Origin of the sequence: Rhizobium sp. NLR8a, assembly GCF_019685235.1 — a bacterium.
Lineage (GTDB): Bacteria > Pseudomonadota > Alphaproteobacteria > Rhizobiales > Rhizobiaceae > Rhizobium.
Genome location: NZ_JABDWI010000005.1, coordinates 227,103 through 242,977 on the forward strand (window position 1 = coordinate 227,103; position 15,875 = coordinate 242,977).

Below are 15,875 nucleotides of genomic sequence, written 5' to 3' on the forward strand. Positions count from 1 at the left end.
GATAAGGGGGCGTCCTAAAGCGCCGGCGCGGGGACGGCGGCTGCGCCGGCACTGGCGCTGGCGCCGGTGGTCTGGGCGACCTGCTGCTGCGGCTCTTCGGATCTCGAGGGCAGAGCCTGCAGATGCAGCACCCGGGGCTGCAACGCCTCCAGATAAGTTTCAGAGCGGCCGATATAGATCATGCCGATTTCGGGCATCGAAGTCAGCACGCTGCACATCGTTTCCTGCCATTCCGGCTCCATGCCCTCGAGCACTTCGTCGAAGATGATCCAGCGCGGGCGCACCAGCAGCAGGCGCGCGAAGCCGATCGCCTTCTGTTCATCGCCGTCGAGCAGCTTGTCCCAGCGGGCGCGGGTATCGAGCCTTGCGATCAGAGAGTGCAGGCCGGCCTTTTCAAGGGCCGCCTCGACCGCAGCTTGCTCGTAGGCATCGGCGCTTTCGGGGAAGGCCAACGCCTCGCGCAACGTGCCGCCCGGAATATAGGCGATTTGCGGAACGAACAGCATGTCGTCGATCGGCGGCAGACCCATCGTGCCGCTGCCGCACGGCCAGAGCCCGGCCAAGGCCTGGAACAGCAGCTTGCGGTTGACGCTATGATCGCCGTTGATCATGATTTTTTCGCCGGCCTTGATCACGATATCGGTTTCTCGCAGGCGAAAACCGCCGCATTCCTCGATGTCTTCGCCGATCTTGGCATTGATCACCACATCCTTCAGCGTCAGCCTGTCGGCGGCGGTGTCTTCATAGGCGATGCTTCCCTTCACGCCAAAGCCCTCGTCCATGTCGAGCAACGCCTGGCGGAAGTCGGTGACGCGCATCAGCGTGGCACGCCATTCGGCGATCGGGCCGAAATTGGCGACATACCAGCGCAACGCCGTATTGACCTGGTTGAAGGCGCCGACCGACATCATCAGCTGGCCGAGGGTGAGGCCGCCGGAAAAATAGGCGGGTGCGGCAACGATGATCGGAATGACGATCACCAGCCAGCCGTAGCCGGCCGAAACCCAGGTGAGATTGGTATTGGCCATGGCGAGCCGCTTGACGACCCTCAGTACCGAACTGATGTCGGTATTGATACGCCGGCGTTCGTTCTCCTCGCCGCGGGCGACGGTGATCGCCGGCATGTTCTCGTTGGCATGCATCAGCGTGAAACGAAGCTCGGCCTCCTTCGAGAAGCGGTCGGCATTGAGCTTGACCAGCTTGCGGCCGACGACCTGGCTCAACACCGAGGCGGAAGCTGCATAGAAAATCGCCGCCCAGACCATATAGCCCGGTATGGAGAAGCTGTGGCCGCTGATGTGGAAGATGAAGCCGCTCGAAAGCTCCCAGAGCACGCCGATGAAGCTCACCAGAAGAATGGTCGATTGCAGCAGCCCGAGGACGAGCCCGGTCGTGCTTTCGGCAAGGTTGCGGGAATCCTCGTGCAGGCGCTGATCCGGATTGACGCCGATCAGGCCGCTGGAGGCGAGCCGCAGCGCCCGCTTACGCTTCAGCCACTGGTCGACGAGATCGCGTGACAGGCCTTCGCGCATATAAAGCGCGGTCATCTGGTTCAGCCAAGCCTGCAACACGTTGAGCAGCAGCAGCGTGCCGGCGATCATCGCGAAGATTTCGAGCTGGTGGAAGAATTCGCCGAGGTCGCGGCGCTCGAGCGAATCGTAGAAAGGGGCGTTCCACTCATTGAGAATGACCTGGCCATAGGCCGTCGCCAGGATGACGAGGATCAGCACGGTCGCCAGAAACAGCACCTTGCCGCGAACTTGCGAATTCCAGAATGCTGAGAACATCACACCGAGGCGATATGTCAGGCTGAAATCATACCCTACCCTATCCTGCTTCCGGATGCCCGGCCTCCCTTCGATCTTGTCTGCCATCACGCTTTTCCAACACCGCCCATACTGTCATTATTAACATGGTGGCGTTACCGGTCTATCAACAGATTCTATCAGTCATTAAAGTGTGATGATTCTTGACGGGCCACTCCCGCATGCATTCGGAGTTGATTCGCGGCTCAACTGGGACTAATTAAGGCACTCCGTGGTGATTTGGCCGGCCGGCTTGCAGCCACGTTAAAAAAGTCGCTAAAGGGCCGCGTGCGGACCGGTAGCGATTTTTTCGCCGCCGGTTTTTTATTTTTGATCGAGTTGACCGCAATGCCCATCAAGATCCCCGATACGCTGCCCGCCTTCGAAACCCTGGTTCAGGAAGGCGTGCGGGTGCTGACCGAGACGATGGCGATCCGTCAGGATATAAGACCGTTGCAGATCGGCCTGCTCAACCTGATGCCGAACAAGATCAAGACCGAACTGCAGATGGCCCGTCTCGTCGGCGCTTCGCCGCTGCAGGTGGAGCTGTCACTCATCCGCATCGGCGGCCACAAGGCAAAGAACACATCCGAAGATCACCTGCTCGCCTTCTACCAGACCTGGGAAGAGGTGAAGCAGCGCAAGTTCGACGGCTTCATCATCACCGGAGCCCCGATCGAGCTCCTCCCCTATGAGGACGTTACCTATTGGGCAGAAATGCAGGAGATCTTCAATTGGACGGAGACCAACGTCCATTCGACGATGAACGTCTGCTGGGGCGCGATGGCGGCGATCTATCACTTCCACGGCGTTCCGAAATACGAGCTGAAGGAAAAGGCCTTCGGCGTCTACCGGCACCGGAACCTGAAGCCTTCCTCCATCTATCTGAACGGCTTTTCCGACAACTTCGAGGTGCCGGTGTCGCGCTGGACCGAGGTGCGCCGCGCCGACATCGAGAAATGCGAAAGCCTGGAAATTCTGATGGAATCGAGCGAGATGGGCGTCTGCCTCGTGCATGAGAAAAGGGGCCGGCGGCTCTACATGTTCAATCATGTCGAATATGATTCCACCTCACTTTCGGACGAGTATTTCCGCGATGTGGATGCCGGCGTGCCGATCAAGATGCCGCACAATTACTTCCCGCATAATGATCCGGCACTTGCGCCTCAGAACCGCTGGCGCAGCCACGCGCACCTCTTGTTCGGCAACTGGATCAACGAGATTTACCAGACGACGCCCTATGACGTCGAAGAGATCGGCATGGATCTTTAATGGAATTTCTTTCTGACCTGCCTGGTTGCGGTTTGGAACAAATGCGGGCAGGTTCCGGTCCGGAACCCTATAGCGCTGCGCGTTTTTATCGGACGCGCAAAGGAACGGACAGTCGATCATGTCGGATAAGTTGGAGCGGGAAGTTTTTGGGCAGACGAAGGCGGGCGAGACCGTCTATCGCGTCGTCATCAGGGGCGGCGGCCTAACGGCCAAGATCATCACCTGGGGTGCGGTCATCCAGGATCTGCGCCTTGAGGGTCATGAGGCGCCGCTGCAACTCGGCTTCGAGGATTTCGACAGCTATCCTCTCTACTCGGCCTATTTCGGCGCGACGCCCGGCCGCTGCGCCAACCGTGTCGGCGGCGGCGCCTTTACGCTCGACGGCAAGGACTATCAGCTCGAGCCGAATGAAAACGGCGTCACACATCTGCACGGCGGCAGCGACAATATCGGCAAGCGCAACTGGACGATCGTCGAGCATGCGGTCGACCGCCTGGTGATGAAGATCGTCGATCCGGACGGCCGTGCCGGTTATCCCGGCAACTGCACCATTCAGGCGACGTTCCGGGTGCACGGCAATGGTGAACTGTCGATCACCTATGAATCGACCAGCGATCAGCCGACGCTCGCCAATGTCTGCCAGCACGCCTATTTCAATCTCGACGGCCGCGATGATGCACTGGGCCACGACATCATGATCGCCGCCGATCACTATCTGCCGACCGACGAGAAGCAGGTGCCGACCGGCGAAATCCGGCCCGTTGCCGGAACCGAATTCGATTTCCGCGAGATGGCCCCGATGAAGCGTTTCGTCGGCAGTGAACAGGTATTGTACGACCACAATTTCTGCCTGTCCCGCGAACGCACCGCCAAGCGGACCGTGGCACTCGCCCGCAGCCTCTATTCCGGCGTGTCGCTGGAAGTGCGCAGCACCGAGCCGGGCGTACAGTTCTATGCCGGCTTCAAGCTCAACACTGGGGCTCCCGGCCTCGGCGGGCGCAAATATGGTCCGTTCGCCGGCTTCTGCCTGGAGACACAGATCTGGCCGGATGCGATCAACCATGAGGGCTTCCCGAATGCGGTCCTGCGTCCAGGCGAAGTGCTACGCCAGGAAACGGACTACATCTTCACCAAGAGCTGAAGCGTTCTAAAGCGCGTCACGATCTTTCAGATTCGCTCCTCGCGCTTTAGGTTTTTGTTTACGCAAGTCGGTATCGCAAAACCGCCGCACACGTTTGCGCGGACATGCTCTGAGACGTACGGCTGTCAAATTTGACCGTTATTGAACCCTCTTCGGATTGCCGGAGAGGGTTTTTCTTCTGCCCCTCAGATTCAGGCTTGCCGATTGGTTCTATATAGGTTCTATTGTGTGTCCATGGATAGAACCAGTCTAGTAGCTGAACTCAATAGACGCAGCCTGCGCGACGACGCGCTGACCGGCCCACTCTACAAGCGGCTGGCGCAGGTGCTGACCAGCCTCATTCAGGAAGGCTTGCTGAAGCCCGGCACGGCGCTGCCGGGCGAGCGTGACCTTGCCGAGGCTCTCAAGCTCGGCCGCGTCACCGTGCGCACCGCCTATCGCGACCTCATGCCGGCGGGCGCATTGGAATCGCGCCACGGAAGCGGTACTTTCGTATCGAGCAAGGTCGAGCGCATGGAACAGTCGCTCTGGCGGCTTTCCTCCTTCTCCGCCGATATGCGTTCGCGCGGCCGGTTGCCGGCCGCGCGGATATTGTCGCGAGAGATCAACACGCCGTCGCCGGAAGAATCCTTCCTGCTCGGCCTCGGCGGCGACGAGCCGGTGCTGAGGCTCGACCGGCTGCGCCTCGCTGACGGCTTGCCGCTGGCGATCGAACGCGCCGTCGTGCCGGTCAAGTTTCTGGGGAAGAATGCCGGCGGCGAAGGATCGCTCTACGATGCGCTGGCGGCGAATGGCCATCGGCCGGTGCGCGCGCTGCAGCGGTTGACCGCCGTCACGCTCGATGCATCCTATGCTGCGATGCTGAACGTCAAGGCAGGCGCGCCGGCGCTTCTTATCGAACGTGTCTCGCGCCTGGAAGACCAGCGCGTCGTCGAATACACCCGCTCGCATTATCGCGGCGATGCCTATGACTTCGTTGCCGAATTGAGAATTGGAGATGACCATGAGTGAGAACCAGTCGCTGATGCTGCAGGAAGCAGGCGAATCACCCGAAGTGGTGGCCACGCTTCTCGAAAAGGAAAAGCCGGTCTTTGCCGAGATCGCCCGTCTGTTTTCGTCCGCCCGTCCGAGCGTGGTGACGACGGCCGCGCGCGGCTCCTCGGACCATGCCGCCACCTTCTTCAAATATCTCTTTGAGATCACCTGCGGCGTCCCAGTCGCCTCGGTCGGCCCGTCGATCGCTTCCGTCTATGGTGCTGCCCTCCACCTGCAGGGCGGCGTGCATTTCACCGTCTCGCAGTCGGGCGCCAGCCCCGACATCGTCGCCCTGCAGGAGGCCGCGAAGAAGGGGGGCGCAACGACGATCGCCGTCGTCAACGTCACCGACAGCCCGCTTGCCAGGCAGGCGGATATCGTTCTCGGCCTCAACGCCGGCGCGGAAAAGAGTGTGGCGGCGACGAAATCCTTCATCGCCTCCGTCGCCGCGCTCACCGGGGTGACGGCTGCGATCGGCGGCGCGTCCGACCTGCAGGCAGCGCTGGAAAAACTGCCGGAGGCGCTTTCGGCGACCGCCGGGATCGACACGGCGGCGGCCGAGGAGGTGCTGCTCCATGCGACCTCGCTCTATACGGCCGGCCGCGGCCCGGCCTTCGCGATCGCGCTCGAAGCGGCGTTGAAGGCCAAGGAAACCTCGGGCCTGCACGCCGAGGCCTTTTCGCTGGCTGAACTGATGCATGGCCCGATGCGCCTGGTGCAGCCGGGCTTTCCAATCGTCGCCTTCGCGCCCGACGATGCTGCTTTGGCCAATAACGGCAAGGCGCTGGAGCGCCTGCAGAAGCTTGGCGCCACCACCGTCGGCTTCTCCACGCAGCCGCTCTCCGGCATCAATCTGCGCGTGCCGACGACGGGCAACGGTCTCGTCGATCCGCTGGTGTCGCTGCTCGTCTATTACCGACTGATCGAATCGGTGACGCGCCGCAAGGGCTTCGACCCCGACCGGCCGGCCAACCTGCTCAAGGTGACGGAGACGGTCTGATGGGACGCAAGATCTTCGTCGGCGCCCGGATCTTCGACGGCGAGCGCTTCCATGACGACAAGGCACTCGTCCTTGCCGACGGCCGCGTCGAAGCGATCGTCGCGAGAAACGACCTGCCCGATGGCGAGATGGTCGCTCTTGAGGGCGGCGTCCTGTCGGCCGGCTTCATCGATGCGCAGGTCAATGGCGGCGGCGGCCGAATGCTGAACGACGAGCCGTCCCCGGCGTCGATGGAGATCATCGCCGGCGGGCATCGGCCTTATGGCACGACGTCGCTGCTGCCGACCTTGATCACCGATACATCGGAGGCGACCAATGCCGCCATCGAGGCGGCGAAGGAGGCTGTGAAAAAGAACCGCGGCGTCGCCGGTCTGCATCTCGAGGGCCCGCATCTGGCACCGGCCCGCAAGGGTGCGCATCTGGCCGAGTTGATGCGGCCGGTGGAGGACCGCGACGTCAAGGCCTTCATCCGGGCACGTGAGTCGATCGGCACGCTGCTCGTCACCATCGCAGCCGAGCAGGTGACGGTCGCCCAGGTGCGCGAGCTTGCGGAAGCCGGCGTCACCGTCAGCATCGGCCATTCCGATTGTTCGAGCGAGGCGGCGGAGGAACGTTTCGATGCCGGAGCGCGCGGGGTCACGCATCTCTTCAACGCCATGAGCCAAATGGGACACCGTGCTCCCGGCCTCGTCGGCGCGGCCATCGATCATCCCGCGACCTGGTGCGGCATTATTGCCGACGGCCATCACGTCGATCCGAAGGCGCTGCGCACGGCGTTGCGTGCCAAGCGCGGCGAAGGCAGGTTGTTCTTCGTCACCGACGCGATGTCGCTTGTCGGCTCGCAGCAGGACTCTTTCACGCTGAACGGACGCACTGTCCGGCGCGAAAGGGGCGGCTTCTGCTCGAAGTTGGTGCTTTCCGATGGTACGCTGGCAGGCTCCGACGTCGACATGATTTCGGCAATCCGCTACGGCATCACCTATCTCGACCTGGCGCTCGCCGAGGCGCTGCGCATGGCGACCCTCTATCCCGCCCGTTTCCTGAGACTTGCCGATCGCGGCCATCTTTCACCGGGCGCGCGTGCCGATCTCGTGCACCTCACCGATACGCTCACCGTCGCCGCCACCTGGCTTGCCGGCGAAGTTGCATGAATTCAAGGAGAAGTAGGATGACCGACATTACCGATGCCTATTTCTCCAACCTTATCGGCCGGCTGGAAGAGCTGAAGCAGACGCTTGCCGAGCCGATGGCACAGGCTGCGGCGGTCATTCTCGATGCCGCCCGCGGCGACAAACGTGTCTATGTCTTCGGCACCGGCCATTCGCATATGCTGGCGGAAGAGGTGCACTATCGTGCCGGCGGACTCGCCTTCACCGTGCCGGTGCTCGTCGGCTCGGCGATGCTGCACGAGGGGGCGGTCATCAGTTCGGTCTATGAGCGCACACAGGGTCTGGTGCGGCCGATGCTGGAGCGTTACGGCATGCAGCCGGGCGACGTCATTATCATCGCTTCCAATTCGGGGGTGAACGCCGCGCCGATCGAGGCCGCCGATTATGCGCGCGAAATCGGCGCAAAGGTGATCGCCATCACCTCGATCGCCTATTCCTCGGCCATCGCCAATGGCCGCCGCCGGCTCGCCGACGTCGCCGACGTGGCGCTCGACAACGGATTGCCGCCGGGTGACGCTGTCGTCGATCTCGAAGGAACGGGACTTAGGGTCGGACCGGTCTCGACGGCGGTCGGTGTGACCATCATCAACGCGATCTTTGCCGAAGTTGCCTCGGAGCTTGCGAAATCCGGCGATGCGCCGGTCTATCTCAGCGCCAACATGCCGGGCGCGGCCGAGATCAACCAGAAGCTCGTCAAGAAATACCGGCCGCGCAACCCGCATCTCTGAGAGGATAAAGGAGCCTGCTGCTGTCGCAGGCACGGTTCGTGAGGCGATCAAGTGGCGAGGATTGAGCTGACCATACGGGCCGTCCGCGGTGCCAGCGTCAAGCCGATATGCCCGTGTCCAAAAGCAAACACGACGTCCCTTCCTCCTCTTGAAGGCCGAATGACGGGAACGGAATCGGGCATGGAAGGGCGAAAGCCCATCCAGCTCCGGCTTGGTTCACCAAGTGTCGGGAAAATCCTGCGGGCGTTTGCCAATAACACTTCGAGGCGCCTTGGGTTCGAAGGCGCGGTGAGACCTCCGAGTTCCACGGTGCCGGCGACGCGCAGCCGGCCACGCATCGGGCAAAAGTAAAATCCATGATGCGTCGGGCACACCGGTCTTTCCACCGGCGGTGTTTCCATATCGAATTCCAGATGATAGCCGCGCTCGGTGTCCAGGGGGACCCGCTCTCCGAGCTGCAGAGCCAGGCCGCGGGAATGAGCGCCGGCAGCGATCACCGCGGCTCGGGCGTGAATGCTGTGGGCTGGAGCCATCATCCTCACTCCGTTCCGCTCGCGCGAAATAGCCGTCACGGAGTCCCGTACGAACTCGACGCCCGCTTGTCTGGCGGCGGCGTCCATCACGCTCATGAGTTCGCCGGGATCGGTGAAGTTTATCGCTTTCGGAAAGAAAAGCCCTCCGCCATGGGCCTGCGGCAGTCGAGGCTCCAGGCTTTGCACCTCGCCGGGAGTGAGGAGCTGCTGCGCGATCCCGTAATTTCGGCGAAGCCTGACATCCGAAGCGGCCGCCTTGAAGGCCTCGGGCGTCTGGTAGAGGTAGAGGCATCCCTTCGCCCTCAGGAGATCGGATGCGCCGATCTCTGCTGCAAAGTCGAGCCATTCCGATGAAGCTTCGGATAGAAGGTCGGCGATGCGGCGCGTATTGTCTCTGTATCTGTGAGGGAGGGATTCGTAGGCAAAACGCATCAGCCATGGAAACAGCGTGGGCAATGCCGCCTTGCGAATGGACAACGGGCTGTCTGAATTGAGAAGCAGCGAGGCCAGGTTTTTAAGGACAGCGGGCGTGCCGACGGGAATGATTGCATAGTCGGCGATCGTTCCTGCATTGCCGTAGGATGCACCCGAACCGGGTTTGTTCGGTTCGATCAGGACGACATCGCGACCGTCGGCACGCAGCCGCAGAGCGGTTGTCACGCCGATCACGCCGCCGCCGATGACGGCGATATCTGTTGTTAGCTTGTTCATCAGATGTGGATTTATCTTTAGAGAAACGAGGCTTGGATGCCTGATCAGACCAAGAGCTAACCTGGGGAAGCGTAACGCGCGACATAGGCAGCCGTGCGTGCTTCCCTTGGACGGTCAAACACATCTCCGGCGGTTCCCTGCTCGATGATAAGACCGCCATCGATGAAGACGACCCAATCCGATACCTCCTTCGCAAAGGGCAGCTCGTGGGTGACCAGGATCATCGTCATGCCGTCAGCGGCCAGTTCGCGCATGACGCGGAGCACTTCGCCGGTGGATTCAGGATCGAGTGCCGACGTCGGCTCGTCGAACAGCAACACCGTTGGCTCCAGCGCCAGAGCGCGGGCAATCGCCACACGCTGCTGCTCGCCGCCCGACATCTGCTCCGGATAGGCCATCGCCCGTTTGGCAAGGCCTACTCTCGTCAGAAGTTTCACGGCCCGTTCCACGGCTTCTCTTTCGCCGATCCCGGCTGCATGCATCTGAGCGAGAACGACGTTCTCCACGGCGCGCAGATGCGGGAACAGATTGAAGCGCTGAAACACCATGCCGACACATTGCCGAAGCTTGGCAAGGTTGCGGCAGGCCACCTCGCCATCGGCAAAGATCGTCTCATCCCCGACGGTGATCGTTCCCTGATCGGGACGCTCAAGCAAATTGACGCAGCGCATGAGGGTGGTCTTTCCTCCACCGCTCTGGCCAATGATGCTCACGATTTTGCCCGTGGGAACCTCGAGATCGACGCGGTCAAGCACCAGGCGCCCGTCGAAAGACTTGCGCAATCCGCTGATCTTGACGGCGGGTCGACCGGCCGGCTGATTTGACACAAAGGCAGATTTGGCAGCAGTGGTGGTCATGGGTCAGACCTTTCCCTCGGCCAGAAAGGTCCTGGCTAATTTGAGCCGACGCCTTCTCGCCAATGACAATGGCACACCGGCATGGATCTTGCGCTCCAGCAGAAGCAGGCATTGGGACAGCGGGTAGCAGATGACGAAATAGAGTCCCGAGATCACCAGATACACTTCAAGCGCTCGGAATGTTTCCGAGGCTATCAACTGTGCCTGCGTCATCAACTCGGCAGCGGAGATCGTTACGAGCAGCGAGGTCGACTTGATCAGGTCGACGAACATCGTATTGGTGCCCGGGAGCGCCAGCCGCACTGCTTGCGGCAGGACGACATGGCTGAAGGTTTTGCCGCGTCCCAGCCCGAGAGCTTGAGACGCCTCTTGCTGTCCTCGGTGTACGCCAGCGATAGCCGCCCGAAAGATCTCGGACAGGTAGGCGGCGTAGAAGAGCACCAGGCTCAACACTCCAGCCTCGAAAACCTCCAGCCTGATGCCTACGGAAGGCAGGCCGAAGTAAGTGAGGAAGATGATCGCCAGGAGCGGTACGTTTTTAAAAAGCTCGGTATAGAAGGCCGCGGGAACGCGGACGATTCGCAGCCGGTTGAGTCTCATCAACGCAAGGACAAGACCAAGGATCGTCGCGCCGATGAAGCTGGCCACGGTATAGCCGAGGGTCTTGAGCAGACCCCCGCCGATGTTTCCGACATAGTCATTCCAGGGAACCTGGAAGATATCGGTGAAGGATGACAACGCCGTCATGCTTCGATCTCACTTCGCGATGGAAGGCGGGGTCCAGTCGGCCGGACGGTCGACGCCGCGCCGCTGGGCCGCCATTTCGGGCGACGGAACTAGGAACTGCTGGGGATCGCCGCCCCATTTCGTGATCAAAGCGGCAAGCGACCCATCCTTGTACATATCGTCAATCTGATCGGAAACAGCCTTGGCCAGCTTCGGCGACTGCTTGGGAAGGTAGAATCCGGTCATGTAGGCTTGAAAATACTTGTAATCGGGGTGTGCGGCGACCTGTTCGTCGGTCGGCGGTTTCAGATATTCGATGCGGACCTTCATGTCGGGGCGCTGCTGCTGTTGGTAGGTGATCAGCAGTGGATCGAGAAAGCCGACGTCCAGGCGCCCGGCAGAAATATCCTGGAACACACTGTCGGCGCTCGGGAACGTATGGGGTGATGCGTTAGGCACCTGGGCGATGGATTTCGCCCAGACATAGCCGGTGACGGTGCCGAGATTTTTGCCTTCCAGGCTCGCAACATCGGGAAAGCTCGCCGTGCCGCTTACCGCCATGGCCGGCGGCGAATAATACGGCGGGTCCGTGAACAATCCGACTTTCTGTCGAACGTCGGACCATGCGATTCCGCCGATGGTTATATCGGCCCGCTGTGTCTGGACGGAAGCCAGCATGCCTGGAAAGTCGGTGACGTTGATTTCGATCTTGAGGCCGAGCTTATCGGCTATGGCTGTCAGGATGTCGCTGTCGAGTCCGACGAGCTTCCCATCCTTGACCGCCGTATAGGGCATGTAAGGCTGGACCGTAACAACGAGCGTGCCCGGCTTCATCAGCTCCAGATCGTCGGCGTTCGCAGTGAATGGCGCAGCCGTCGCAAACAGCCCCAAACTCAAGATCGCCACGGCAATGATCCCGTTCGCCTGCGATTTTTTTGTCAATTCAGCATGTTTCATTTGAAACCCCTCTTTGTAGTTATATATTGCTGATATATTATCAATATGCAGACATGATACGAAGTCAAGCAGATTCGTTGAGCGCCTTTTTTCGAGGCGGAACAGCCTCCAGCTATGCGGAAATGGACAGAGGAACACGCTGAATATGTCGGCATTCGAAGTGGATTACGAAGCGGCTGAAGCAACGCTGGCGGAGCGGACCTATATTCGGCTGCGCGACGACATCATCACGACACTGCTTCCTCCGGGCACGCTTCTGCGGGAAGCCGACCTCATGAAACGCATGGAAGTCGGGCGCACCCCGGTCCGGGAGGCGATTCAGCGCCTGCAATATGATGGTTTCGTTGTCGTCAGCGCCCGGCGCGGCACATTTGTCAGCAAGATCGATATCAATGATCTTACTGCCGTCTACGAGGCACGGGCACGGATCGAATCCTGGGCGACCCGGCTAGCTGCCGAAAGGCTGCGCGAGTTCGAGCGGCAGGAAGCGCGGCAGTTGATCGATGAGCTCAAGCAAACAATTGGTCCGATGGCGCTGGAAGACATCCTTGCCCTGGATCGACGGGTTCACCGCTTCATCTACAAAGTGGCGAAGAACTCTTTCCTGTTCGATACGCTGGATCACTACCACAATCTGTCGCTCAGAATTCTATATGTCGCGATGAAACGGTTTCCGGCCCTGGTACCGCGTCTGGAGGACGTCTTGCATGATCAGGTCCTCATGCTCGAGGCGGTATGCAGAGGGGATGCCGATGAGGCTGAAAAGATCGCGATGGCTCACGTCATGAGCTTCGAGAGCGAAGTGCGAAAGGTTATCTGAATTCGGTTCTTGGAATTGGGTGCAGCTTTAGCTGAACCAAGATATTTTCGGCAAAACGAGCCGTCCGAAACAATCGCGCGCTGCGAGTGGACGCGGCATCGATACTTGCTTGCATTCCACATTTCAGTGAGAGGCCGATTTGAGCCGGCCTCCTGAATGGATGAAAACCAGGATCAGTCCTTGGCGCGTTCGACGTAGGAATTGTCTTCCGTCGCGATGACGACGCGGGTGCCGGCGTCGATATGCGGCGGGACCGAGGTGCGGATGCCGTTGGAGAGCATGGCCGGCTTGTAAGACGAGGATGCCGTCTGGCCCTTGACGACCGGTTCGGTCTCGACGATCTCGAGCGTGACGTGACGCGGCAGTTCGAGCGCCAGCGGAATGCCTTCATGGATCGACAGGATGCAGGTCATGCCTTCCTGGAGATAGGCCTTCTGGTCGCCCATGGTTTCCTGGCTGACGACCACCTGGTCGTAGTTGGCAGGGTTCATGAAGTGGAAGCCTTCGCCGTCTTCATAGAGATACTGGAAGTTGACGTCTTCGACGAAGGCGCGCTCGACCTGTTCGGTAGTGCGCCAGCGCTCGGAAACCTTCACGCCGTCGACGATGCGGCGCATGTCGACCTGAGTGACCGGCGTGCCCTTGCCCGGATGAAAGTTCTGGGCGGTGAGAACGACGTAGAGCTTGCCGTCCACGTCGAGAACGTTGCCCTTGCGGACCGAAGAGGCGATGACCTTGACCATAAGACTTCCTTGTAACTCGGCTTTCGGCGTCGTAGAGGACTGTCGAGACGCCCCAAGACCCAAATGTTTTTCTTTGGGGGCGCAACTAACCTAAAATCCGGGAAATAGCCACCCCATACCGGCTTCTCCGGTGAAGAAAGCTTGGAATGAACTTTTCGGCCAAAGCGTCCCCCTGGTGGACCCCGTCGGTGCATGCCGACCGCCGCCCGTTCCTGATCGGGCGCAATGCGATTCAGGCGTCGTTGCGCGGGTTTTTCGCGCGTGAGGATTTCATCGAGGTCGACACGGCGGTGCTGCAGGTCTCGCCTGGCAACGAAGCGCATCTGCATGCCTTCGCGACGCAAGCGATAACGACGGACGGTCAGACGGCGCCGCTCTACCTGCACACCTCGCCGGAATTCGCCTGCAAGAAGCTGCTTGCGGCGGGCGAGCAGCGTATTTCCTGCTTCGCCCATGTCTATCGCAACCGCGAGCGCGGGCCGCTGCACCATCCCGAATTCACCATGCTCGAATGGTACCGGGTCGGTGAAAGCTATGAGAGCCTGATGATGGATTGCGTGCGGATCCTCGCGCTCGCGGCTGAAACGGTGAAGACGCCGATGCTCGCCTATCGCGGCGCCGAGAGCGATCCCTTCGCAGGGCCGGAGCGGATCAGTGTCGCCGAAGCCTTCGAGCGCCATGCCGGCATCGATCTTCTTGCCTCCGTTGCCGCCGACGGCTCGACCGATCGCGACCATCTGGCGGCCGAACTCAGGCGCGTCGGCATGCGTGTGGCCGATGACGATGGCTGGGCCGACCTGTTCAGCCGGGTGCTGGTCGAAAAGATCGAGCCGCATCTCGGCTCCGGCCGCATCACCATCCTCGACGAATATCCTGTCTCCGAGGCCGCACTTGCGCGTCCCTCGGCACGCGACCCCCGGGTTGCCGAACGTTTCGAGCTCTATGCCTGCGGCGTCGAGCTTGCCAACGGCTTCGGCGAGCTCACCAATGCTGCCGAACAGCGCCGGCGCTTCGAGATCGAAATGGCCGAGAAGGCGCGTATCTATGGCGAGACCTATCCGATCGACGAGGATTTCCTCTCGGCACTGTCGCTGATGCCCGAGGCAAGCGGCATCGCACTCGGCTTCGACCGGCTGGTGATGCTGGCGACGGGGGCTTCGCGCATCGACCAGGTGCTCTGGGCGCCGGTTGCGGAGTATGGAAGATGAATGTCGTCAAACCGGTGAAGAGCGTCGACGATCTGGTGAAGGCCGGGCTTGCCGGGCCTGCCGATCGCGCAACGCTCGAGGCGGTGGCCGCGCGTTACGCCATTGCCCTGACGCCGGCGATGACCAGGCTGATCGACCGCGCCGATCCTGATGATCCAATTGCCCGACAATTCGTGCCTGATGCGGCCGAACTCATCGTCGCGCCCGAAGAACGCGCCGATCCAATCGGCGATCACGCCTACAGCCCGGTCGATGGCATCGTGCACCGTTATCCTGATCGGGTGCTGCTGAAGGCCGTGCATGTCTGCCCGGTCTATTGCCGCTTTTGCTTCCGCCGCGAAATGGTCGGGCCGCAGGGTTTGGGCACGCTCGATGCCGCGGCGATGCAGGCAGCCTTCGATTACATCGGGAGCCATCAGGAGATCTGGGAGGTCATCCTGACCGGCGGCGACCCGCTGGTGCTTTCACCGCGCCGCCTCCGCGACATCATGGAGGCGCTCGCAGGCATTGCGCATGTGAAGATCGTGCGTTTCCATACGCGCGTTCCCGTCGTCGATCCGGAGAAAATCGACGCGGCGCTCATCGCCGCGCTGAAGGCGAGCGGCAAGACGGTCTATGTCGCACTGCACGCCAACCATGTCAGAGAGTTGACGATGGAAGCGCGGGCGGCCTGCGCGCGCCTCGTCGATGCCGGCATCGCAATGGTCAGCCAATCGGTGCTGCTCAAGGGTATCAACGACGATTCCGCAATTCTTGCCGAACTGATGAAGGCTTTCGTCGAGATGCGCGTCAAGCCTTATTACCTGCATCATCCCGATCTCGCGCCCGGCACCAGCCATTTCAGGCTGACGATCGAGGAGGGGCAGAGGATCGTGGCGGCGCTGCGCGGTCGGATTTCCGGTCTCTGCCAGCCGACTTACATTCTCGATATCCCAGGCGGTCACGGCAAGGCCGTCGTCAGCGGAAGCACCGTTCGGGCAACGGGCGAGGGATGTTATTCCATCGCGGATTATCGCGGCGGCGAACATTCCTATCCGCCGGCGGATTGACCTGAAACGCTACTTTCCGTGTCATTTCTGTACTCGTCACGCCGGAAACGACATTGGACATGGGCCATGAAATTTCATCAAGACGTTGAGATCAAATATGTATTTCTGCTTTCGCAGGAAG

15 protein-coding genes and 1 riboswitch are annotated in these 15,875 nt (G+C 60.9%); of the genes, 9 read left to right on the forward strand and 6 right to left on the reverse strand.

The window, feature by feature from the left end:
• Positions 1-14: 14 nt before the first annotated feature.
• On the reverse strand, positions 15-1,874 hold the full coding sequence (locus tag HJC04_RS11580; protein WP_210632707.1) for an ABC transporter ATP-binding protein/permease: 1,860 nt from the start codon (positions 1,872-1,874) through the stop codon (positions 15-17).
• Between the two features lie 153 nt (positions 1,875-2,027).
• Positions 2,028-2,105, forward strand: a riboswitch (SAM riboswitch).
• Between the two features lie 48 nt (positions 2,106-2,153).
• Here HJC04_RS11580 and metA point away from each other — a divergent pair.
• From metA to HJC04_RS11610, 6 genes are all read left to right on the forward strand, one after another.
• The gene (gene metA, locus HJC04_RS11585) at positions 2,154-3,077 is read left to right on the forward strand and encodes a homoserine O-succinyltransferase (RefSeq protein ID WP_210632708.1); all 924 of its coding nucleotides are present in this window, start codon (positions 2,154-2,156) and stop codon (positions 3,075-3,077) included.
• A 118-nt stretch (positions 3,078-3,195) separates the two neighbouring features.
• Entirely contained in the window at positions 3,196-4,218 is a 1,023-nt protein-coding gene (locus HJC04_RS11590; RefSeq protein ID WP_210632709.1) for an aldose epimerase family protein, read from the forward strand.
• A 234-nt stretch (positions 4,219-4,452) separates the two neighbouring features.
• Complete coding sequence (locus HJC04_RS11595) at positions 4,453-5,229, forward strand: GntR family transcriptional regulator (protein WP_221146194.1); 777 nt, start codon at positions 4,453-4,455, stop codon at positions 5,227-5,229.
• Positions 5,222-6,253: an SIS domain-containing protein gene (locus tag HJC04_RS11600; RefSeq protein WP_210632710.1), complete on the forward strand. Its 1,032-nt coding sequence runs from the start codon at positions 5,222-5,224 to the stop codon at positions 6,251-6,253. Before HJC04_RS11595 ends, HJC04_RS11600 begins: the two co-directional genes overlap by 8 nt.
• The gene (gene nagA, locus HJC04_RS11605; RefSeq protein ID WP_221146196.1) at positions 6,253-7,404 is read left to right on the forward strand and encodes an N-acetylglucosamine-6-phosphate deacetylase; all 1,152 of its coding nucleotides are present in this window, start codon (positions 6,253-6,255) and stop codon (positions 7,402-7,404) included. Before HJC04_RS11600 ends, nagA begins: the two co-directional genes overlap by 1 nt.
• Positions 7,405-7,421: 17 nt before the next feature.
• Entirely contained in the window at positions 7,422-8,150 is a 729-nt protein-coding gene (locus HJC04_RS11610) for an SIS domain-containing protein (RefSeq protein WP_221146198.1), read from the forward strand.
• 47 nt (positions 8,151-8,197) lie between these two features.
• Here HJC04_RS11610 and HJC04_RS11615 read toward each other — a convergent pair whose 3' ends face one another.
• From HJC04_RS11615 to HJC04_RS11630, 4 genes are read right to left on the reverse strand one after another with little or no spacing between them, the layout of a single operon-like run.
• The gene (locus tag HJC04_RS11615) at positions 8,198-9,394 is read right to left on the reverse strand and encodes an FAD-binding oxidoreductase (protein WP_221146199.1); all 1,197 of its coding nucleotides are present in this window, start codon (positions 9,392-9,394) and stop codon (positions 8,198-8,200) included.
• A gap of 56 nt (positions 9,395-9,450) precedes the next feature.
• Positions 9,451-10,251, reverse strand: a complete 801-nt coding sequence (locus tag HJC04_RS11620) for an amino acid ABC transporter ATP-binding protein (protein WP_221146201.1) — start codon at positions 10,249-10,251, stop codon at positions 9,451-9,453.
• 3 nt (positions 10,252-10,254) lie between these two features.
• On the reverse strand, positions 10,255-10,998 hold the full coding sequence (locus HJC04_RS11625; protein ID WP_221146203.1) for an amino acid ABC transporter permease: 744 nt from the start codon (positions 10,996-10,998) through the stop codon (positions 10,255-10,257).
• 9 nt (positions 10,999-11,007) lie between these two features.
• On the reverse strand, positions 11,008-11,934 hold the full coding sequence (locus tag HJC04_RS11630; RefSeq protein ID WP_221146324.1) for an ABC transporter substrate-binding protein: 927 nt from the start codon (positions 11,932-11,934) through the stop codon (positions 11,008-11,010).
• A gap of 145 nt (positions 11,935-12,079) precedes the next feature.
• Between HJC04_RS11630 and HJC04_RS11635 the strand changes: the two genes are divergently transcribed.
• Positions 12,080-12,754 carry a GntR family transcriptional regulator gene (locus tag HJC04_RS11635; RefSeq protein WP_221122911.1) on the forward strand — a complete coding sequence of 225 codons (675 nt, stop codon included), beginning with the start codon at positions 12,080-12,082 and terminating at the stop codon, positions 12,752-12,754.
• Positions 12,755-12,927: 173 nt separating this feature from the next.
• On the opposite strand, the gene efp is transcribed toward HJC04_RS11635, so the two are convergent.
• Positions 12,928-13,497: an elongation factor P gene (gene efp, locus HJC04_RS11640; RefSeq protein ID WP_008528334.1), complete on the reverse strand. Its 570-nt coding sequence runs from the start codon at positions 13,495-13,497 to the stop codon at positions 12,928-12,930.
• Between the two features lie 146 nt (positions 13,498-13,643).
• Here efp and epmA point away from each other — a divergent pair, with 146 nt between their 5' ends.
• Both epmA and HJC04_RS11650 read left to right on the forward strand, forming a co-directional pair.
• Positions 13,644-14,705, forward strand: a complete 1,062-nt coding sequence (gene epmA, locus HJC04_RS11645) for an EF-P lysine aminoacylase EpmA (RefSeq protein WP_210632717.1) — start codon at positions 13,644-13,646, stop codon at positions 14,703-14,705.
• On the forward strand, positions 14,702-15,754 hold the full coding sequence (locus tag HJC04_RS11650; protein WP_210632718.1) for a lysine-2,3-aminomutase-like protein: 1,053 nt from the start codon (positions 14,702-14,704) through the stop codon (positions 15,752-15,754). Before epmA ends, HJC04_RS11650 begins: the two co-directional genes overlap by 4 nt.
• Positions 15,755-15,875: the final 121 nt, after the last annotated feature.

Coding starts and splice junctions, on each gene's coding strand:
- HJC04_RS11580 (WP_210632707.1), bottom strand. CDS start 1,874: ATGGCAGACAAGATCGAAGGGAGGCCGGGCATCCGGAAGCAGGATAGG.
- metA (WP_210632708.1), top strand. CDS start 2,154: ATGCCCATCAAGATCCCCGATACGCTGCCCGCCTTCGAAACCCTGGTT.
- HJC04_RS11590 (WP_210632709.1), top strand. CDS start 3,196: ATGTCGGATAAGTTGGAGCGGGAAGTTTTTGGGCAGACGAAGGCGGGC.
- HJC04_RS11595 (WP_221146194.1), top strand. CDS start 4,453: ATGGATAGAACCAGTCTAGTAGCTGAACTCAATAGACGCAGCCTGCGC.
- HJC04_RS11600 (WP_210632710.1), top strand. CDS start 5,222: ATGAGTGAGAACCAGTCGCTGATGCTGCAGGAAGCAGGCGAATCACCC.
- nagA (WP_221146196.1), top strand. CDS start 6,253: ATGGGACGCAAGATCTTCGTCGGCGCCCGGATCTTCGACGGCGAGCGC.
- HJC04_RS11610 (WP_221146198.1), top strand. CDS start 7,422: ATGACCGACATTACCGATGCCTATTTCTCCAACCTTATCGGCCGGCTG.
- HJC04_RS11615 (WP_221146199.1), bottom strand. CDS start 9,394: ATGAACAAGCTAACAACAGATATCGCCGTCATCGGCGGCGGCGTGATC.
- HJC04_RS11620 (WP_221146201.1), bottom strand. CDS start 10,251: ATGACCACCACTGCTGCCAAATCTGCCTTTGTGTCAAATCAGCCGGCC.
- HJC04_RS11625 (WP_221146203.1), bottom strand. CDS start 10,998: ATGACGGCGTTGTCATCCTTCACCGATATCTTCCAGGTTCCCTGGAAT.
- HJC04_RS11630 (WP_221146324.1), bottom strand. CDS start 11,934: ATGAAACATGCTGAATTGACAAAAAAATCGCAGGCGAACGGGATCATT.
- HJC04_RS11635 (WP_221122911.1), top strand. CDS start 12,080: ATGTCGGCATTCGAAGTGGATTACGAAGCGGCTGAAGCAACGCTGGCG.
- efp (WP_008528334.1), bottom strand. CDS start 13,497: ATGGTCAAGGTCATCGCCTCTTCGGTCCGCAAGGGCAACGTTCTCGAC.
- epmA (WP_210632717.1), top strand. CDS start 13,644: ATGAACTTTTCGGCCAAAGCGTCCCCCTGGTGGACCCCGTCGGTGCAT.
- HJC04_RS11650 (WP_210632718.1), top strand. CDS start 14,702: ATGAATGTCGTCAAACCGGTGAAGAGCGTCGACGATCTGGTGAAGGCC.